This window comes from Pseudoalteromonas sp. NZS11 (genome assembly GCF_015864765.1).
GTDB classification, from domain to species: Bacteria; Pseudomonadota; Gammaproteobacteria; order Enterobacterales; family Alteromonadaceae; genus Pseudoalteromonas; species Pseudoalteromonas arctica.
On record NZ_JADYWP010000001.1, the window covers coordinates 832,110 to 849,534 of the forward strand.

Below are 17,425 nucleotides of genomic sequence, written 5' to 3' on the forward strand. Positions count from 1 at the left end.
AAATCACATAGATTCGAGCGTTTTACCGCGTGTTTCTTTTATGTATTTAACAACAAAAAATATGCTTATAAGTGCCGATAACGCATAAAAGCCATAAGCGCCTGCAAGTCCAATGTTAGCCAGCATAATAGGGAAGGTCATGGTGATTGCAAAGTTAGCAATCCATTGTGCGCTAGCCGCAACAGCCAGAGCAGCACCACGAATACGGTTATTAAACATTTCGCCCAATAATACCCATACAATTGGGCCCCAACTTAAGCCAAAAAATACCACAAATAAGTTAGCCATAATAAGCGCAAAAGTACCCATGTTATCGCTAAGGGCAAGTTTGCCTGCTTCATCAAGGCCTGCACTGCCAAATATATAAGTAAGCGCGCTTAAGCTGATAAACATACCAATACTGCCTACAAGCAACAGTGGTTTACGGCCAACTTTGTCAACTAGGGCAATGGCAATAAAGGTCGATACAATATTAGTAGTACCTGCGAGCACATTTATAAATAACGATTGCGATTCATCAAACCCAGCGGCTTGCCAAAGCTCAGAGCCGTAATAAAACACCACGTTAATACCCACAAATTGCTGAAACACACTCAGCGCCACACCCACCCAAACAATTGGGTGTACTTTTTTACTGCCATCAATAAATAAATCACGAATACTTGGCTTTGTATCGCTATGCAATGAGCGTTTTACATCGCTTATTTGTTTATCTGCATTGTCGTCTGAAATTTTACTAAATACCGCTTTTGCATCATCCACTTTACCTTGCGCCACTAAATAACGAGGCGACTCTGGAATAAACAAAACACCGACTAAAAACAATACAGCAGGCACAAGCTCTGCCCAAAACATCCAGCGCCAAGCGGCTATATCAAGCATTAAAATATTTTGCGCGCTGCCTGCTGCATCAGCAATTAAGTAGTTACTTAAAAAAGCAGCAAATAAACCCAGTACAATAGCGAGTTGTTGTAGTGTAGCTAAACGACCACGAAGTGCTGGTGGTGCAACCTCAGCAATGTAAGCTGGCGCTAATACCGATGCAGCACCAATACCTAAGCCACCAAATAAACGGTAAAAAATAAACTCCGCAGAGCTTTCGCTAATGCCTGAGCCAAACGCACTAATGGCAAAAATAATCGCGGTGATGATCATAATTGCACGGCGGCCAAATTTATCAGCCAGCGGCCCCGCAGCAAGTGCACCTAAGGCACAGCCAAGTAACACAGACGCTACGTTAAAGCCCGTAGCCACACTGCTAGAATTAAAGGCATTACCAAGTGCCGACACCGTGCCGTTAATCACGCCCGAGTCAAAACCAAATAAAAAGCCACCAATAGCAGCCACGGCCGATATAAAAATCACGTAAAAAAGAGAGGTGTTTTCAGCTGTGTTGGCTGAGTGGGAAGGCGGTGTGTGCGTTGTCATTATATGCCCTGAAAGTTAAATTAAATATAAAGGAGCATAATATCGTAAAGCGTTATGGTTGAATATGCTTGTGCGGGTATAAAGGGATTGGCAAGTATAAATTAAGTTGTTTTTAAAGGTTTCAATTTAAAGGTATTAGCTAAAGGCGTTAGATTCAATACTTTGAAATTAAGTAGCGCCTTTTAATAACAAAAACTAAATTTCAAAGAATAATATGCACTTTATGGAAAGTGCCTGTTGGAGCAATATCACTGTTCTCTACCATTTTGGTATGTTTTTGCAATTACATAAACTGATATGAGGTTTAGTAATTGTTTACATGTGGTTATTTGGTGGTTAAGGTTAATAGATTATAAAATAGGGACATTTGTCGGTTTATAAAGCGTCAAATGTCGTAGATTAAATTGTCATATTTATAGAGATACCATGTCTGTAATTCGTAGCTCAGTTTTTCAAATCATTTTTAAATCAATTTTTTTACTATTATTTAACTGTATCGGATTCTTTGCAATATATGCTGGCGCTCTTTTATTCCTTAGCGAGAGTAATACTTCGTTATCGCCAAATGAACAACTTTTGGCGTTAATTCTCGCTTTGGTTACAACATCTATTTTTGCTTGGTGGATGGTACTCAGCTTTCGGCAATACGAAATCAAAATAGACAGTGAAGTAATCCTACTTAAAGGATTATCTGGCTGGAAAAAAATTGACAAAACTTTTCCACTCTCCGATCTTGACGGTGCAGAATTAGGAACGGATTTAGCTCTATTTAAGGGGAAAAAATTGGTGGCGAAGCTTTCAATGGTTTCTATAGCATTTGACAATCATTCGCTAAATAAAAGTATTACAAAAACTTTACCCGCTCCTGAATTGGGTAAATAAATATAACAAGCCAATCCAGCAGCGGCTGATTGAGGCATTATACAACCGAGTGTTATGTACTTATGAAATTTTCATTAGTTGACGGATTTAAGCAAGCTCCTCTGCCCAAGATGAAAGGAGTTTGTATATATTGTGGTAGTCCAACCGTAGCAAAGTGTGGTTCAAAAATTAGATGGCATTGGGCGCACAAGGTAAAATGTAGTTGTGATCCTTGGTGGGATAATGAATCCCAATGGCATCGAGATTGGAAAAATCATTGGGAAGATCGTAATCAAGAAATAGTATACTTTGATAAAAGTGGTGAAAAGCATATTGCAGATGTTGTTAATGAGCAGAATATTGTAATTGAATTTCAAAACTCCCCAATGTCTGAAGCTGAGTTGAAATCAAGAGAGGATTTCTACGGGGATATGATTTGGGTAATTAATGGTCGTAATCTAGCGAAAAACATAAAATTACGTGCGATGCTTCCTGATCCTCTGCATGAATCAATGGAAGATATATCTATTCATTCAAGTAATCATAAAACTCATTTCGTTTATTCTTTTATTTCTGAGTATCGAGGTCCGAATGAGTTAGTAGAAATACATAGCTCAGATAAAATAGATGGAATAATTAAATCCACGCATGTAGGACACTTCCTCTTTGAGTGGAAAAGGCCTAGATATGTTTGGTTTAAAGCAACAAAACCAGTTTATTTGGACTTTGGACAAGGTGTCATCTGGCAATTAATGCGTTTTAACAATTATAGTAGTTTCTGTATTAAGGCATGTATTAAAAATGATTTCTTGGCAAAGTTTAAATGAGTTGCATAACAAGTGATCAATCTTATCAGTGCTAATTCATTACAGGCTATAAATAGAATTATTAGCACTATTTATAGTGCTAAATCTTCCCCAACCTCTGTCTTACACCTCAAAGTTATCAAAGTACTCTTTTTGTAATTCTATAGTGAGTGCTTTAGGGCGAATGCCTTGTACTAGGTTGTATACCTCTTCTTTTGTGTAACCTGTCGAATTTAAAATAAGTGCAGCTACCAACTCTGTGCGGCCAGCGCCGCCTTTGCAATGTATGGCAATGGTTTGTTTGTATTGTATGGCTTGTAATATGTCGCTTTTTACATTTAGTGCTTATCGACTCTACATTATTTATATATGGCAACTATAACCATTACTGATTACAAGTTTAAGATTGAATAATAAGCGCAAATACTAGATACTGTTTTTATATACAGTTATGGCGATATTATGAAAAAAGAATTACCAGCAAAATACTATTTAGCGCATTTTAGAGAGCTTATTGAGTTTGTAACAAGTAAATGCATGCATTTACTTGAGCCCAAACACAGCGAATTTATTAGTAAAATTAACAAGCTAGATGAGCAAAGCCAGTGCATGTTAGCGCGGGTATACTCGCGAAAGCCTTATTTGGTTCAGGCGCAATCGCTCAATTATGAAGAAATAACATCGCCGCATCAGGCTATTTATACGCTTAAAAAAGCCGATATTTTATTTGAGCCAAACGAGCAGCATTATTCGCAGCTTTTAGCGCACTTAACCAAACCTTCTTTGGTTGAGTTGCTAAGTAATTACAGTGAGCAAATAAGCTTTAAAAAGAGCGCAGCTAAAGGCGCGCTGGTGGATATTGCGCGGGAGTTTTTTAAAGACTGCCCACAAGAGCTTGCGCCACTTAATAGCCAGTATGTAATTAACAACCGCAGTGATTACTACGAGTATTTTGAGTTTTTATTTGCAGGTAAACTAAGCCGTGGTGATGTGAATCATCAAAACCGTTTTGTAATGCGAGACTTAGGCTTAACCGCTACGCGCGAAGGGCACAGTGAGAGCTTGTCACGCTTTGAAACACTAGACGAAGCGCAATCAAACTATTTATTAAACCGTTACCGGTTAGCATTTAAAAATATAACAGATGAGAGCGATTACGTTGCTTTAGCGTCGCAGGTTTTAGTGCAAGCTGCACATGGTGCAATAGCCGTTGCATTAAAAAATAAATTATTAGTTAGGCTTTATAGGCAGCTAAAAACAGTTGATAGCGAACTTGCTTTTAGTTTACTTGAAGGGTGCGTGGATGATAGTGAAGCACAAGAAATTCAAATAAGAGAGCAATATAGGCTTGGCAATAAAGAGTGGGTAAAAGCACGATTAGAAGCCATTATCGAAAACCCGCTCACTGATGATTTACTTTATTTTGCTGACGATTTTTTAATGCGTAAGTTTAATAAAAAAACACGTTCTCGTTTAAGTGCAATGCTTGCCGACACCCAATGCGTGCTGGAAATAGATGAACTGTACCGAGGTGAAGTAGAGCAGGGCGTAAACGATTATTATACTCGCCAAGGTATGGCTGTATTTAATACCGAAAACACGCTTTGGCAAAGTTTGTTTGGTTTAGTATTTTGGCATGAGCTATTTGTGGAGTCGCCTTATCCACCATGCAATGAGTTTGATATTTATCCGCAAGTATTAAGACTTGGTAATTTTTATGAAGCGCAGCAAACACAGATAAATGAGCGCTTAGCACAGTGCCAAACGTCGCAAGCATTACTTAATTTAGTATGCAAAAATGCAGCGCAATACTTTGATCAACCTAACGGCTTGTTTAGATGGCGCAGCAATTTATTAGAGCCGTTAGAAGCACTTATTTTAAACAGCCCACTTGAGGCATTAATTACTCATTTAACGGCTATGAGCAAACATTATTTACAGCTAAAAGACGGCTACCCCGACTTAATGGTCATTAATAATGGCCAAGTACATTTTGAAGAGGTAAAAGCCCCGGGCGACAAACTTAGGCGCAACCAATTAACCACTATTGATAATTTAAAAAATGTGGGCTTTACAGTACACATTGCTGCGGTTAAATGGTTTGTAGATCCTAACCGTATTTACAGTGTGGTCGATATAGAAACCACAGGCGGCTTAAAAGGCGGTAACCGTATTACCGAAATAGGCCTTGTAAAAGTGCAGCACGGTAAAGTAATTGATACTTGGACTAGCTTAGTTAACCCCGAGCGCCATATACCTGGATTTATAACGTCACTAACTGGTATTAGCGACAGCATGGTTTATAACGCGCCCGTATTTGCAGAGGTTGTAAAGCCACTAATTGATAAACTCGCAGGCAGTATTTTTGTAGCCCATAACGTTAATTTTGACTACGGCTTTATTAAAAAAGAATGCGAGATGGCAGGGCACTTTTTTAAAATGCCAAAAATGTGCACCGTGGTTGAATCGCGCAAAGCGTTTAAAGGCTTAAAGTCGTATTCGCTTGGTAACCTTAGTACGCATTTTAATTTAAATTTAACCAGCCATCACCGCGCATTGGCCGACGCAACCGCCACTGCTGAGCTGTTATTGCTGATCCAAAACAGTGAAACGCTAACGCCGTAGGGTATTAGCTTACCTTTAAGTATTTGAAATTTAGTTAATAAGTGGTTTTATTGTAATTTTTTAATTTATTTTGGAATAAAGTGTTTTTGTAAATCGTCTTCTTTATGTCAATCCGACAAACTAGAGGACAAAACAATGACTAAATTAAATAAAATTGTAAGCGTAATGATGTTAAGCGGTGTGTGTACTTTTTCAGGTGCAGTGCACGCCGCTGATATTGAAATATCTCAGTCAACGTCGGCGCAGCAACAAATATCTACATCTATTGCGCTTTCACAAAAGGGTTTAACAGCCAGTGGTAGCAACGAGTCAAACGTATCTAGCGATACACAAGTAACGGCTGATGACTCGCAAGCTACAGATTCAACGGCAAATAATACACAAACTTCAGCGCAAGAAAGTAGCGAGGCCGCAGAGCCTGCAAATTCATTAGTTGCATCTGCCAGCTCATCTTTAAATAACTCATTGAATGCATCGGCATCGTCTTTAAATGCCACAGGCAATACCACTACAGTCAATACAGCACTTGATGCAACCGCGCAGTTAACCTCATCGGCGGGTAATTTAACGACTGCAGTGAGCCAATCGTCATTACTTTCTGTTACCTCTGAGCAAGGCGCTCAGCCTGATACTACCGATACACCAACAGATGCCTCTTTACTTTCAAATGTGGGCAGCGCTACCGATTCAGTAACACAAGCTGATGCAAATAATGCGCTTAATGCTGGTGAGCTTACAAACCAATTAGCAATTACTAATACGGCTGCAAACTCAGTAAGTTCTGCACTGCAAATAGGTGATGCAGTTAATACCAGTAATGAAGTAGTAAGCAGTGTTCAGCAATCTTTAATTGCCAATGTGCAAGACAGTACGGTTAGTAGTTTACAAAGCACGGTACAGCAAAGTGTTAGCGGGCAGGTAAGTGCGGCGGTCACTGATCAAATTAGTAACGATGTAGCACTTAGCACCGCAAGTGAAGTAGTTACCAACATTACTAACGATTTAGACCTAGGTCTTTAATACGCCCTAAGCGTGTTTGCACAAATGCCGAATGGGGAAACCTATTCGGCCTGTTGGAGAATAAATATGAAAGCAGTTATAACCGCCACATTGTGTGTTTTTAGTGCCCAAGCGGTGCTTGCACAAACTAACCACATTAAAACAGCTGAGCAAAATAAACCCTTTAAAAGCAGCCTTGAGGTAAATGCAGATGCTGAAGTTGGGGTATTAAGTAACTCGGCGCTCTCTGTTCAAGAGCTTGACGATATTTCGTCGCAAAGCGACAGTGGCATAAAAACCGCAGCTGGCGTTAATGCAAAATGGCAAGTAACCAAAAGCGCTAAATTAACCTCAAGCTATAAGTTTGAACAACAAGACTACGATGAGTTTGATCAATACGATTTAGACCTGCATCAATACGGTTTAGATGGCAGCTACAGCTTTAATAGCCATGAGCTAGGGGTTCGTTACGATGGCGCAAAAGCAAATGTAGATGGCGAAACATTTTTACACTTTAACCAAGCCAGTGCTTATTATGGCCATTTTTTAAACCCGCATACGTATTTACGTATGAGCATAAAAACCAAAGCTAAACGTTTTACTACTGCAAAAGCACGTAATGCCGACGGTGTAGGTGCCGATGTAGCGCTTTATCATTTTATAAATAATGGGCAAACCATGCTAATGGCAGCGCTAAGTGCCGATAAAGAAAACGCCGACGACAACCAATACGACTTTAACGGTTACGGCTTTACTACTAAAGTTACGCACAAATTTACGGCCTTTAATGTGGCTAACAAAGTAGGGGCTGGCTGGCGTTATCAAAATAAAGATTACGATGAGCAAACAACGGATGATTTTTTTGAGCAAATACCGTCGCGAGATGAGCACCGAAATGTAGTCAATGCGTTTTATAACCTAGCTGTGTTTGAGCACGTAACACTAATAGCCGAGGCTGAATATGGCGATTACCAATCAAAGCTTAGTAGCAATACCTATACTCAGTCGGTTTTATCGGCGTCAGTTAAAGTGCACTTTTAGGTGGGTAAATGGCGCCATAACCAAAGGTGGCGTCTTTGCCTTGCTCGCCTAAATCGACAGCTAGCGAAGTAAGCTCGTTAAGTGCTTTGGTTTTATTATTACCATGTTTTAACAATAAACAACTTAATGCCGCGCTTACATGCGGCGCCGCCATTGACGTACCCGACTCCCTCCCAAATTTTCCATTGCCTTGGCTTGTAACAACATTTACACCAAGGGCTGTAAAGTCTATGTAATCGCCTTTATTTGACCATCTATAAATGTGGTTTGTTGCATCAATAGCACTTACCGCTATCACGCTTTTATACGCGCCTGGGTATAACGGCTGCGACGCCGGACCTTGATTACCCGCAGCAGCTACAATTAATACGTTTTGTTTCATTGCTGCAGTAATACTTGCTTCTAAAATTGCGTTATTTGGCCCCGTTAGGCTCATATTTATTACGGGTATTTTATTACTAACTAGCCAGTTAAGTGCTTCTACTATGGCAAATAAAGTAGCCCCTTGTGCATATTCAGATTGCCTATAAAACACCTCGGCACTGTAAAGCTTGGCACTGCCTAAAAGCGGGTTAAGTTTTGCGCCTTTACCTGTAATTAGCCCTGCAATGGCGGTGCCGTGTAAATTTGGCGAGCTTAACCCTTTAGGTAAAAAGCTTTGCGTGGTGATATTGGCGCCTTTAAAAGCACTGTGTTTGGTATTAATGGCGCTGTCGATCATACCAATTTTTACGCTTTGTGTGCAGTAAGGAGCAACAGGCTTATTTTGTGTTACTTTCACGCTAGGCTCGCCTGTTTGCGCTTGGTAAATGTGGTTTCGGTCAAGTATTGCAGACTCATCTAAGTTAAGCGCTTTTAATAACTCACTTTTAGAATTAACACCTTGGGGTACGTTAAAGCGCACTAAGCTCATGTTAAGTGCGTTGTAATTTTTTACCGATACAATAGTTACATTTTGCTGCTTTAGGGTATTAAGTTGTTGGCTATTTGCCATTAATAACCATTGGTGCTCTATAGCTCTAAAGCCGTTTTCAAGCTCTACTTCTACAAATGCGGTGTTTTGGCTATTTATATTAATGTTAAGCACATTAGGTAAGCTGCTAATTGGCTCACTTATTTGCGCTTTTAGTTCATCAATCGATATTTGCGGAACAGGCACCGGAAGCGGCAGGCGCTGCGCTCGCTCTATAGTTTGCTCAATACGCTGCTCTATTGGGTTTAGCTGCCCAAGCACCTGATCGACTCTCACTATATTGGCAGAACTCGTTGCGCTAAATATGCAAAGCGAGGCGGCTATTATGTGTTTAACGCGTGTGTTTTTAATATTCATAGTGGGTTACTTCTATTAAATTTATCATGCTGGTTAGTTAACGTTTAACACATAGAAATATTTCATTATTTAAATTATTTTGATTATTTGGGAATAAATGTTTTTTTGAATCGTCTTCTTTATAAAAGGGGTAAAAATCAATGAACGAAACTCTAAAAACCTTATTGCCCATGCTTAGGCGTTTTGCCTATTCGCTAACGGGTAGTAAAGCAGATGCAGACGATGTAGTGCAAATAACAATTGAAAAACTATTAGTAAAAGGCATTCCGGATGACGTTGAGGCTGCTAAGTGGGCATTTAAAATTTGCCGTAATGTGTGGATAGACGAATACCGCTCACGCAAGGTAAGGCAAAATAAGGCTCAGGCCGATATTTTACCAGAGCCAATTACAAGTAATGAGCACCAAACACTCGAAAACAAACAAATGCTTAAAAATGTAAATACAGCTCTTGGGCAATTACCCGAAGAGCAACGCGCCATAGTATCGCTGGTGGCACTGCAGGGCATGGCCTATAAAGAAGTAGCACATACGCTAGATATACCTATAGGCAGTGTAATGAGTAAATTATCGCGCGCACGCAGTACACTTTATAACTTAATAAAACCCGACTTTAAAAAGGAGCAAGTATGAACATTAACGACGAAACTCTTAGCGCCTTTTTAGACTCAGAGCTAAGCGAGGACGAAATGGAGCAAGTGCGTAAAGCCCTTGAAACCGATGATGCGCTAGTAATGCGACTTGCAGAATTTAGCGAAGTAGACATGCTAGTAAAGGAGCACGCAATAAGTATTGACGACGCACCACTTAGTGACTCATTAGCTAAAACGGTTGCAAAGCTTGATGCAGCTACTACAAAAAACACGTTAAACAGCAATGTAGTGACGTTAACGCCTTGGCAAAAGGTTAAGCAATCGGCTAATAAAAGTTTAGCAATAGCAGCAAGCGTTGCTGTGGTATTTGGTATTGCAATGACGAGCTATTTACAACCCAGTGAGGCGCAAAACTTAGTAGCCAGTAATACAGCCTCCGCCCTTAATACGCAGCTAAGTAGTGGTGTGTTTGAGCAAAGTGATGGCTCAGTATTTAGCGCGCAGCTTAGTTTTAAAAATCAGCAAGGTGAGCTTTGTAGGCAGTATGCACTAAGCTCAAACAATACAACGCAAACAAGCATTGCTTGTAAAACGCAAAGCGGTTGGCAAATTAAAGCGCAAACAGACGCGCAGCAAAGTGATAATGGCGCGCAATATCAAACGGCGTCTAATAATAGTGAGTTAGATGCTGTTATAGATAGCATGATCAGCGGCGCACCACTAGATAGAGCGCAAGAGCAGCAAGCAATTAGCGCAAAGTGGCAGTTAAACAAATAATAATGTGTATAAAACGAGGTGAACTATGAAAACATCTATTTTAATTATCAGTATTTTACTTATGGCGGGCTGTGCATCTAAACCGGATTACCGCGCCGCGAATAATGGATCGCAAGGTTATAGCGAGCAAAAAATTAGCGACGATCAATACCGAGTAGAGTTTAAAAGTGTGTCAAACAACGTAGCCGATGCCGGTGACTATGCATTATTACGCGCGGCTGAGCTTACACAAGCACAAGGCTACGACTGGTTTGTTGTAACTAATAAAGAAACCTTTGTTGAGTCTAAATCGCAAGCTCCCGCGTCATCTATTAGTGCGTCACACAGCCAGCAATATGAGCGAAACTGTGGTTTATTAACCTGCGAAACACGCGCACGCCCAACAAGCAGCGTAGGCGTACAGTTAAGCAACAATGATAAACGCAAAGAAGTGCACACCCTGATTGATATTAAAATGGGCAAAGGCATTAAACCAAGCGAAAATAGTTTTAGCGCCCAAGACTTAATTGAAAATTTAAGCAAAAAGGCGCAAAAGTAAGCGTTTGGTAAAAGCGCTTGATATAAGCACTTAGCTTGTTTTAGCTAAGTGCTTCTTTCGTGGTAAGAAACCAGTAACCAGCATAGTGCCTACAATTACAAATAGTGCGCCTAGTAATGTATTTGGCCCTATTTGCTCATCTAAAAATAAATGCCCCCAAAATATGCCAAATAATGGAATTAAAAATGTAACCGTGAGTGCTGAGGTTGGGCCAATATCGTCGATTAATTTAAAAAATAAAATATAAGCAAGGGCGGTACATACTACGCCCAGTACTAATACACCTAGCATAATGTTGGTGCTTGGTATTTCTCGTATTGGCATAAATAAGATAAGCGGTAATACCATAAAGCTCGAAGCCCACATTGAGCCATGGGCGTTATCGAATGGGACCAGTTTAGGCGCGTTTTTAGTGTAATGCGATGCAATGGCATAGCAAAGTGAAGCACTCAATGCTGCTATTATAGCCATTATTGATTGGCTATTTAATACAAAATGATTTTGCCCAACGAGTATTGCAACACCTATTAAGCCAAGCAATAAACCAAGCACCATACTTTTGGTAGGCGTTGTTTTTGTCCATAAAATACCAACTACTGCGCCCCAAATAGGGGTTGTCGAATTTAAAATTGATAAAGTAGAAGCGCTTATAGTTTGAGCTGCGTAAGCAAAAAATAAAAATGGCAAAGTAGAATTAAACGCGCCTATAATAAAAAAGTGTTTTTTGTGTTCAGTAAAGGCTAAACGGCGTTTTAAGTACAAAGCAACAACAAATAAAGTAACTGCGGCAAAGCCAACTCTAAACTCAATTAATACTGCAGGCCCTAAACTGTTAGCTGCCATTCGCATAAATAAAAATGATGCGCCCCAAATAGCGGCCAGAAAAAATAATCGCAGTAAGCTTGCTAAGGTCATGATAGTATTTTAATTATGCTGATTGGCTTTTAGAATAGCAGGGTTTATAAACACTGTAAGCCATATTCGGAGCCGGCATATAAAAATAATAAATTAAGGATAAGAATGAAAAAGTTCTCAGTAGCTGCAGCTTCTATGGTATTTATCACTTTGTTGGGTGGATGTAATTCAAGCCCAATCAACCTTTACAGTGATACCACCATGAAAAAGAATGAATATAATGGTATTAAAGCGTATCGAAAAGGGGAGTTTGAGGCCGCTTTTAATTATTTAAAAGAGCCTGCTGGGCTAGGCTATAAAAGCGCACAATACACATTGGCGTTTATGTTTTTGAAAGGCCAATACTTGGAGCAATCTACTAAACTAGGGATGGGCTGGCTAGGTGTTGCAAAGGAAGCGGGGGTTGAAAATTGGTCTGCGCAATACGATGCATTTTACAGTGCAGCGACTACGCAACAAAAACAACTAATAGATGAAACAGTTGCGCTGTACATAACGCAATTTGGCGTTAAGGCACAAAATATGACCTGTCGTAGTTCAACTTCGCCTAGGCGTACATTTGGTGAAGTTAAAATTGATTGCACTAAGCACGAAGGTATCGTTACCGAGCACGACATACAAATAATAGAATAGAGTTATAGCTTTTCTAGCTTTTTTTCAAAGTCGCTTTTAACTATTTCAAGTGCTTTGAGTACTTCTTCTGGAGCAACATCGTGTTGCTCTAGTACCATAATTAAATCTACTGCAAGTTTAATATGTGTAGGGGCTTGATCAAGTGGGCTTGTCATTTAACTCTTTCTTTTTTGATATTTGACTAATGGCGACATTTATTGCTGTTTGCACACGCTGTTCCATATGTATGCGTTCTGATTGCGGTAAATAAAACGCCATATCTACATCGTAGCGAATATATCGTGGCGGGAGCTGATTTAGTACCGTACAACAAAAGTCAGCCATTACATCTTCACCATATTTTTCATCAAGTTTAAGTTTGATGATTTCTTCAACTACAATCTTTTCGTAATAGTTGTGTATATCTTCGTGTAATCGCATATTCCCACCGCTTTAAAATAATCCGTTTAACTGAGTCTATACTAAGGCTTACTATAAATCGATAGCGGCTTTAAATAGTTGTTTATGAACATTAATTAGTGAACTCAAATTACGCTGATAACCGCCACCTAAAGCGCACATTAGTGGGGTTTGATGTTGCTTACAGAAGTTAAGTACAAAAAAATCGCGCTTATATACGCCATCCAGTGACACATCAAATAAGCCTAACTCGTCTTTAGTATAAATATCAGCCCCAGCGTTATACAAAATAATATCAGGGTTATGAATGCGCACGCAAACATCGAGTGCTTGCCTTAATGTAACAAGGTACTCATCGTCGGCTGTTTTAGCGGGCAATGCAAAATCGTAAGTAGACTCTTGTTTATTACGCGGGAAATTTTGCTCACAATGAATTGAGCAGGTAATAATTTGGTCATAGTTTTGAGTGATTTTCGCTGTGCCATCGCCTTGGTGTACGTCGCAATCAAAAATTAAAACAGTGTCGGCTTGCTCTGTATCTATTAAATGCGCTGCTGCAATAGCTAAATCATTAAAAATGCAAAAGCCACTGCCAAAATCGCTATAGGCATGATGATAACCACCGCTTAAATTGAAGGTTAGATCGTGACTAAAAGCCGCTTCAGCAGCTTGAATACTCCCGCCAATTGATAAAAGAGTACGCTCTACAAGTTGCTGCGAATAGGGGAATCCCATTTTTTTAATCGCTTTATCGCTTAACCCGCCATTTAAAAAATCATCTATATAACGCTGGCTATGACAAAGTGCAAGTTGAGATGCGGTTACTTTTTTAGGCTCTTGAAAGTGAATAGCCGAAACACCTAGATTTTCTATTTCGGTTTTAAGTAACTTATACTTTTGAATAGGGAATCGATGACGTTCTGGGAGTATAAGGTCTGAATACAATGGATGATAATAAAGCTGCATAGTAAAGTGCGCCTTAACGCAGCTGCTGTTTTTCTACTTGTTGTATTTTGTCCTCGGTGGCAGAAATTGCTTTTCTGCAGCGACCTAATCGAGCGTGTGTGCTTAATATTTCAAGGTTAAGTTTTTGTGCTTTAGCTGGCGAGGCTTTATCCATTTGCATCTTACGTTCTTCAATCATGAGTACTAAACGGCGTTCAAACTCATGGTTTTGTTTTAATTCGTCGTAAAGCTCATGCGATGATTGCATTATTTTTTGTACAGCGTGCTTATAAACAGTTTGCTTAGGGCGAGGTTTATAATGGCTTTTGTTTTCTTTAATCCAAATAGGCGTTGATTTAATAACATTGAATACAGCTTGTACCTGAGCTCCTATACGTTCAAGCGCGTAGGTATAAGCATGGCGGTGCTCGCTTGGCGGTAATCTTGACACTTCATCTTCTATTTCTATTACGTAATCGACTAGGTTCATGCTTTTGGTACTAAAAACTGCGCGGTCAAACAAGCTAGGTTGTGCTTGCATGTAACGATTTTTAGAAAAAAGTTTAGCTTTATCAAATTGCTCAGCTTGTTGTTTTAGCGTTGCAACTTGTTGACGTAGTTTATCTAAAGCCATTGAATGCATATTAAAAGTAAGCCTCGTAAATTAGTTTTAAAGCTAAAAGTATAACCATAGTATTAAATACTGGGCGAATAAATTTGCTACCAAAACGTATTGCCGAATGTGCTCCAAACCATGCGCCTAGCATAATAAAAAAGCCCATTGTTATGCCAAGTAAAAAGTTTACATGGCCGAGTGCTACAAAGGTGATGAGCGATATAAAATTAGAAACAAAGTTCATTGAACGCGCTAAACCACAATTGAGTAGCAAGTTCATTTTATAAAGCATGCCATTAGAAGCGGTCCAAAATGTCCCCGTACCTGGGCCTGCTAAACCATCAAAAAAGCCTAATGCTAAACCCTGTAGCCATTGTTTTATTTTCATCGCTTTGTTTAGTTTAGGGAGCTCATCGCCTTCTGTGGTACTTAAATTACCAAATAAGCTATAAGCGGCAACTAAAATAATAATAATGGGTAGTAGTTTGTTTAAAAAATCGATACTTAAATGATCAACAATAACAGTACCTATCAATGCACCTATTGCGGTAGCAATAATAGAGGCAGCCCAAAACTTTGGACTAAATAAGTTCTTTTTATAATAAGTATAGCTTGCTGTTAAGGAGCCAAAACTTGCTGCTAGTTTATTGGTGCCTAATGTTAAATGTGGAGGTAAGCCTGCAGTTAATAAAGCGGGCACAGTTAACATACCACCGCCACCGGCGATAGCGTCTATAAAACCTGCGGCAAGTGCAACAGCACATAAAACAGCCCAAGTTGTTGGATCGAGTGCGAGTTCAAACATTAATAATCTATTTGTCTTTTAAAAGGTGGTAGGGTGTCGAGCATGGCTTTACCGTATCGCTTAGTAACTAAGCGCCTATCGAGAATAGTAATACAGCCTTCATCACTCTCTTTTCGCAGCAGTCTACCACAGCTTTGTACCAATTTCTTTGCGGCGTCTGGCACGGTAATCGTTAAAAACGGGTTACCACCTTTGCTTTGTACAAATTCTGCTTGCGCTTCTTCTATCGGCGAAGTAGGTACAGCAAACGGAATTTTAGTGATTATTAAGTTCTCTAAATATTTTCCAGGTAAATCAAGGCCTTCTGAAAGACTTTGTGTTCCAAATAAAATACTGCCTTTGCCTTCATCTACATTTTTGGTGTGTAATTTAAGCAACGCTTCTCGCGACATCTCACCTTGTACTAATAAGTTAAAACCTTTTGTTCTAAGAAACTTTGTTACGTGGTCCATTTGCCAGTAAGAAGCGAATAGTACAAGGTTCGCTTTTTTATCATTTAGGTACTCTGGTAAAGTTTTAGCTAGGTGATCACTAAAGTCTTTATCGGTAGGTTCTACTTTAGATACCGGAATACGTAAAGTGGCTTGTTTTGGGTAATCAAAAGGAGAAGGTACTTTAATAAATTTAACGCCTTCTTCTTTGGCAAGCCCTGTTTCGTAAGCAAAGTGATCGAACGAGCCCAGTGCACTTAATGTAGCAGAACACAAAACAGCACCTGCGCATTCGCGCCATAATTTATCTTTTAGGTAGTAACCGACCTCAATAGGGCAGTCGCTTAATAAGTGATCGTGATGGCTTTTGTATTCAAGGCGTTTTATCCACCGTGCATGCGGAGCACCTTCACCTTTTTTAGCGTAACTAAACCAAAGTTTGTTTAGCTGCTCTAATCGGTTTATGTATTGCCCGCTTTCGCCTAGTATTGGGTCGGCAACGTAAGGTTTTATGTCGCCGTCACTTACATCTTGGGTGAGTGTGTCGTGCATTTTGTTTAAGCAGCGCAGCGCATCTTGCGTGGCTTCGCTTATGTCTTTTGCTTTACTGTGCAGCGATTGTGGAATTTCACCGTGTTCAAAGCGGTAAGTATCGTCTTTTGAGTATTCAAAGTCAGCATTATCAAGAATGTCGCGCACTACTTTTAAATCTTTATTCGCGTCATTAATGCTGTCGCAAAGTTTAAAGTTTTGCCCAATAGCTCTTTGCCCCACTAAAACCTTCGCCATTTTCCCGCTAAACTTGGTGAGCTTATCAAGCCATTCTATCGTGCCTTTAATTGTGGCAGCAGCTGATGAAAAATCGCGTGTTATATGTGCTAAATGGTGCGCTTCATCAATTACATAAATGGTGTTGTCGGGCTCTGGTAAAATTTTACCACCGCCTAGGTCTAAATCGGCAAGTAATAAAGAGTGGTTAATTACCAGCACATCCATTTGCATTAATTGATTACGAGCAAGCTGAAACGGACACGTTTGATGGGCCTTCATTTGGCGTTGGCATGAATGTTTATCGCAGGCTATTAAGTTCCACACTCTATCGGGTACAGTATCGGCCCAGCTGTCTCTATCGCCTTGCCATTTTTTATTTACATAGGCGTTATATAGCTCATTCAAACACTTGGTTTCCATTGTGCTCAGTGGTGAAGTAAGCGTTGGCATAAAGTCCATTTGTGTTTGGCTATCGCCGTTTACAGCATTATGTAGTTTGTGGGCACAAATATAACGATGGCGACCTTTTACCAAATCAAATTTAAAGTCGAGACCTGAATGCTTTTTAAAAAATGGCAGTTCTTTTGCTATTAATTGTTCTTGCAATGCAACGGTTGCGGTAGAAATAACGAGCTTCTTTTTTTGTGCTAAGGCAAGAGGCAACGCGCCTAAACAATAGGCAAGAGACTTACCGGTACCGGTGCCTGCTTCAATTACGCAAATGTGCTGCTTTTTATGGTATTCGCCAGCAAGCGTTTTTGCTATTTCGGCTACAAGGTAGTTTTGACTGCTACGAGGGCGATAATCGTTTAGGTTGCTAGCCACATGCTGGTGTACTTGCCTAATTGTTTTTTTTAGTGAGTCAGAAAGCATGGGATGATTTACCTAAAGTATGTATATAATTACAGTGCTA

Annotated in this window: 18 protein-coding genes and 1 pseudogene; 9 read left to right on the plus strand and 10 right to left on the minus strand. The window is 39.7% G+C overall.

Going from position 1 to position 17,425, the window contains the following annotated elements; genetic code table 11:
• Positions 1-3: 3 nt before the first annotated feature.
• Positions 4-1,428 carry a sugar porter family MFS transporter gene (locus tag I6E82_RS03700; RefSeq protein WP_197116737.1) on the minus strand — a complete coding sequence of 475 codons (1,425 nt, stop codon included), beginning with the start codon at positions 1,426-1,428 and terminating at the stop codon, positions 4-6.
• Between the two features lie 426 nt (positions 1,429-1,854).
• Here I6E82_RS03700 and I6E82_RS03705 point away from each other — a divergent pair, with 426 nt between their 5' ends.
• Together I6E82_RS03705 and I6E82_RS03710 are read left to right on the plus strand one after the other, a co-directional pair.
• Entirely contained in the window at positions 1,855-2,310 is a 456-nt protein-coding gene (locus tag I6E82_RS03705) for a hypothetical protein (protein ID WP_096793441.1), read from the plus strand.
• A gap of 62 nt (positions 2,311-2,372) precedes the next feature.
• Positions 2,373-3,116 carry a competence protein CoiA gene (locus I6E82_RS03710; protein WP_165721627.1) on the plus strand — a complete coding sequence of 248 codons (744 nt, stop codon included), beginning with the start codon at positions 2,373-2,375 and terminating at the stop codon, positions 3,114-3,116.
• 102 nt (positions 3,117-3,218) lie between these two features.
• Here the strand turns inward: I6E82_RS03710 and I6E82_RS03715 are convergent.
• Positions 3,219-3,428, minus strand: a pseudogene (locus I6E82_RS03715) (protein-tyrosine phosphatase family protein); the annotation flags it as partial.
• Between the two features lie 129 nt (positions 3,429-3,557).
• On the opposite strand from I6E82_RS03715, the gene I6E82_RS03720 reads away from it, so the two are divergent.
• The 3 genes from I6E82_RS03720 to I6E82_RS03730 all read left to right on the plus strand — a co-directional run bounded on the left by I6E82_RS03720 (position 3,558) and on the right by I6E82_RS03730 (position 7,760).
• Positions 3,558-5,720 (plus strand): exonuclease domain-containing protein, encoded by a 2,163-nt coding sequence (locus I6E82_RS03720; RefSeq protein WP_231616853.1) that lies wholly within the window; start codon positions 3,558-3,560, stop codon positions 5,718-5,720.
• A 135-nt stretch (positions 5,721-5,855) separates the two neighbouring features.
• A complete protein-coding gene (locus I6E82_RS03725) occupies positions 5,856-6,740 on the plus strand; it encodes a hypothetical protein (RefSeq protein WP_197116739.1) in 885 nt (294 codons plus the stop codon).
• A 66-nt stretch (positions 6,741-6,806) separates the two neighbouring features.
• Positions 6,807-7,760, plus strand: a complete 954-nt coding sequence (locus I6E82_RS03730) for a surface lipoprotein assembly modifier (protein WP_197116740.1) — start codon at positions 6,807-6,809, stop codon at positions 7,758-7,760.
• On the opposite strand, the gene I6E82_RS03735 is transcribed toward I6E82_RS03730, so the two are convergent.
• Positions 7,744-9,090, minus strand: coding sequence for a S8 family serine peptidase (locus tag I6E82_RS03735; RefSeq protein ID WP_197116742.1), 1,347 nt, complete (start codon positions 9,088-9,090; stop codon positions 7,744-7,746). The genes I6E82_RS03730 and I6E82_RS03735 overlap by 17 nt on opposite strands.
• 140 nt (positions 9,091-9,230) lie before the next feature.
• Here I6E82_RS03735 and I6E82_RS03740 point away from each other — a divergent pair, with 140 nt between their 5' ends.
• Genes I6E82_RS03740 through I6E82_RS03750 form a run of 3 tightly spaced genes read left to right on the plus strand, consistent with a single transcriptional unit; the run spans position 9,231 to position 10,997 of the window.
• Positions 9,231-9,722 (plus strand): RNA polymerase sigma factor, encoded by a 492-nt coding sequence (locus tag I6E82_RS03740; protein ID WP_197116744.1) that lies wholly within the window; start codon positions 9,231-9,233, stop codon positions 9,720-9,722.
• Positions 9,719-10,459: a hypothetical protein gene (locus tag I6E82_RS03745; RefSeq protein ID WP_197116746.1), complete on the plus strand. Its 741-nt coding sequence runs from the start codon at positions 9,719-9,721 to the stop codon at positions 10,457-10,459. Before I6E82_RS03740 ends, I6E82_RS03745 begins: the two co-directional genes overlap by 4 nt.
• 25 nt (positions 10,460-10,484) lie before the next feature.
• Complete coding sequence (locus tag I6E82_RS03750) at positions 10,485-10,997, plus strand: CC0125/CC1285 family lipoprotein (RefSeq protein ID WP_197116748.1); 513 nt, start codon at positions 10,485-10,487, stop codon at positions 10,995-10,997.
• Between the two features lie 30 nt (positions 10,998-11,027).
• On the opposite strand, the gene I6E82_RS03755 is transcribed toward I6E82_RS03750, so the two are convergent.
• Positions 11,028-11,912, minus strand: a complete 885-nt coding sequence (locus tag I6E82_RS03755; protein ID WP_197116750.1) for a DMT family transporter — start codon at positions 11,910-11,912, stop codon at positions 11,028-11,030.
• A gap of 105 nt (positions 11,913-12,017) precedes the next feature.
• Between I6E82_RS03755 and I6E82_RS03760 the strand changes: the two genes are divergently transcribed.
• Positions 12,018-12,545 carry a sel1 repeat family protein gene (locus I6E82_RS03760; protein ID WP_197116752.1) on the plus strand — a complete coding sequence of 176 codons (528 nt, stop codon included), beginning with the start codon at positions 12,018-12,020 and terminating at the stop codon, positions 12,543-12,545.
• 2 nt (positions 12,546-12,547) lie between these two features.
• Here the strand turns inward: I6E82_RS03760 and I6E82_RS03765 are convergent, their stop codons facing one another.
• From I6E82_RS03765 to dinG, 6 genes are read right to left on the minus strand one after another with little or no spacing between them, the layout of a single operon-like run.
• Positions 12,548-12,700: a DUF2496 domain-containing protein gene (locus I6E82_RS03765; protein ID WP_197116754.1), complete on the minus strand. Its 153-nt coding sequence runs from the start codon at positions 12,698-12,700 to the stop codon at positions 12,548-12,550.
• A complete protein-coding gene (locus I6E82_RS03770) occupies positions 12,684-12,965 on the minus strand; it encodes a late competence development ComFB family protein (protein ID WP_165725429.1) in 282 nt (93 codons plus the stop codon). Before I6E82_RS03770 ends, I6E82_RS03765 begins: the two co-directional genes overlap by 17 nt.
• Before the next feature lie 51 nt (positions 12,966-13,016).
• Entirely contained in the window at positions 13,017-13,910 is an 894-nt protein-coding gene (locus I6E82_RS03775; protein ID WP_197116756.1) for a histone deacetylase family protein, read from the minus strand.
• 13 nt (positions 13,911-13,923) lie between these two features.
• Positions 13,924-14,532, minus strand: coding sequence for a primosomal replication protein (locus tag I6E82_RS03780; protein ID WP_197116758.1), 609 nt, complete (start codon positions 14,530-14,532; stop codon positions 13,924-13,926).
• 1 nt (position 14,533) lies between these two features.
• Positions 14,534-15,310, minus strand: coding sequence for a sulfite exporter TauE/SafE family protein (locus I6E82_RS03785; protein WP_024593658.1), 777 nt, complete (start codon positions 15,308-15,310; stop codon positions 14,534-14,536).
• The gene (gene dinG, locus I6E82_RS03790) at positions 15,310-17,385 is read right to left on the minus strand and encodes an ATP-dependent DNA helicase DinG (protein WP_197116760.1); all 2,076 of its coding nucleotides are present in this window, start codon (positions 17,383-17,385) and stop codon (positions 15,310-15,312) included. Before dinG ends, I6E82_RS03785 begins: the two co-directional genes overlap by 1 nt.
• Between the last annotated feature and the right edge of the window lie 40 nt (positions 17,386-17,425).

Coding starts and splice junctions, on each gene's coding strand:
- I6E82_RS03700 (WP_197116737.1), bottom strand. CDS start 1,428: ATGACAACGCACACACCGCCTTCCCACTCAGCCAACACAGCTGAAAAC.
- I6E82_RS03705 (WP_096793441.1), top strand. CDS start 1,855: ATGTCTGTAATTCGTAGCTCAGTTTTTCAAATCATTTTTAAATCAATT.
- I6E82_RS03710 (WP_165721627.1), top strand. CDS start 2,373: ATGAAATTTTCATTAGTTGACGGATTTAAGCAAGCTCCTCTGCCCAAG.
- I6E82_RS03720 (WP_231616853.1), top strand. CDS start 3,558: ATGAAAAAAGAATTACCAGCAAAATACTATTTAGCGCATTTTAGAGAG.
- I6E82_RS03725 (WP_197116739.1), top strand. CDS start 5,856: ATGACTAAATTAAATAAAATTGTAAGCGTAATGATGTTAAGCGGTGTG.
- I6E82_RS03730 (WP_197116740.1), top strand. CDS start 6,807: ATGAAAGCAGTTATAACCGCCACATTGTGTGTTTTTAGTGCCCAAGCG.
- I6E82_RS03735 (WP_197116742.1), bottom strand. CDS start 9,090: ATGAATATTAAAAACACACGCGTTAAACACATAATAGCCGCCTCGCTT.
- I6E82_RS03740 (WP_197116744.1), top strand. CDS start 9,231: ATGAACGAAACTCTAAAAACCTTATTGCCCATGCTTAGGCGTTTTGCC.
- I6E82_RS03745 (WP_197116746.1), top strand. CDS start 9,719: ATGAACATTAACGACGAAACTCTTAGCGCCTTTTTAGACTCAGAGCTA.
- I6E82_RS03750 (WP_197116748.1), top strand. CDS start 10,485: ATGAAAACATCTATTTTAATTATCAGTATTTTACTTATGGCGGGCTGT.
- I6E82_RS03755 (WP_197116750.1), bottom strand. CDS start 11,912: ATGACCTTAGCAAGCTTACTGCGATTATTTTTTCTGGCCGCTATTTGG.
- I6E82_RS03760 (WP_197116752.1), top strand. CDS start 12,018: ATGAAAAAGTTCTCAGTAGCTGCAGCTTCTATGGTATTTATCACTTTG.
- I6E82_RS03765 (WP_197116754.1), bottom strand. CDS start 12,700: ATGACAAGCCCACTTGATCAAGCCCCTACACATATTAAACTTGCAGTA.
- I6E82_RS03770 (WP_165725429.1), bottom strand. CDS start 12,965: ATGCGATTACACGAAGATATACACAACTATTACGAAAAGATTGTAGTT.
- I6E82_RS03775 (WP_197116756.1), bottom strand. CDS start 13,910: ATGCAGCTTTATTATCATCCATTGTATTCAGACCTTATACTCCCAGAA.
- I6E82_RS03780 (WP_197116758.1), bottom strand. CDS start 14,532: ATGCATTCAATGGCTTTAGATAAACTACGTCAACAAGTTGCAACGCTA.
- I6E82_RS03785 (WP_024593658.1), bottom strand. CDS start 15,310: ATGTTTGAACTCGCACTCGATCCAACAACTTGGGCTGTTTTATGTGCT.
- dinG (WP_197116760.1), bottom strand. CDS start 17,385: ATGCTTTCTGACTCACTAAAAAAAACAATTAGGCAAGTACACCAGCAT.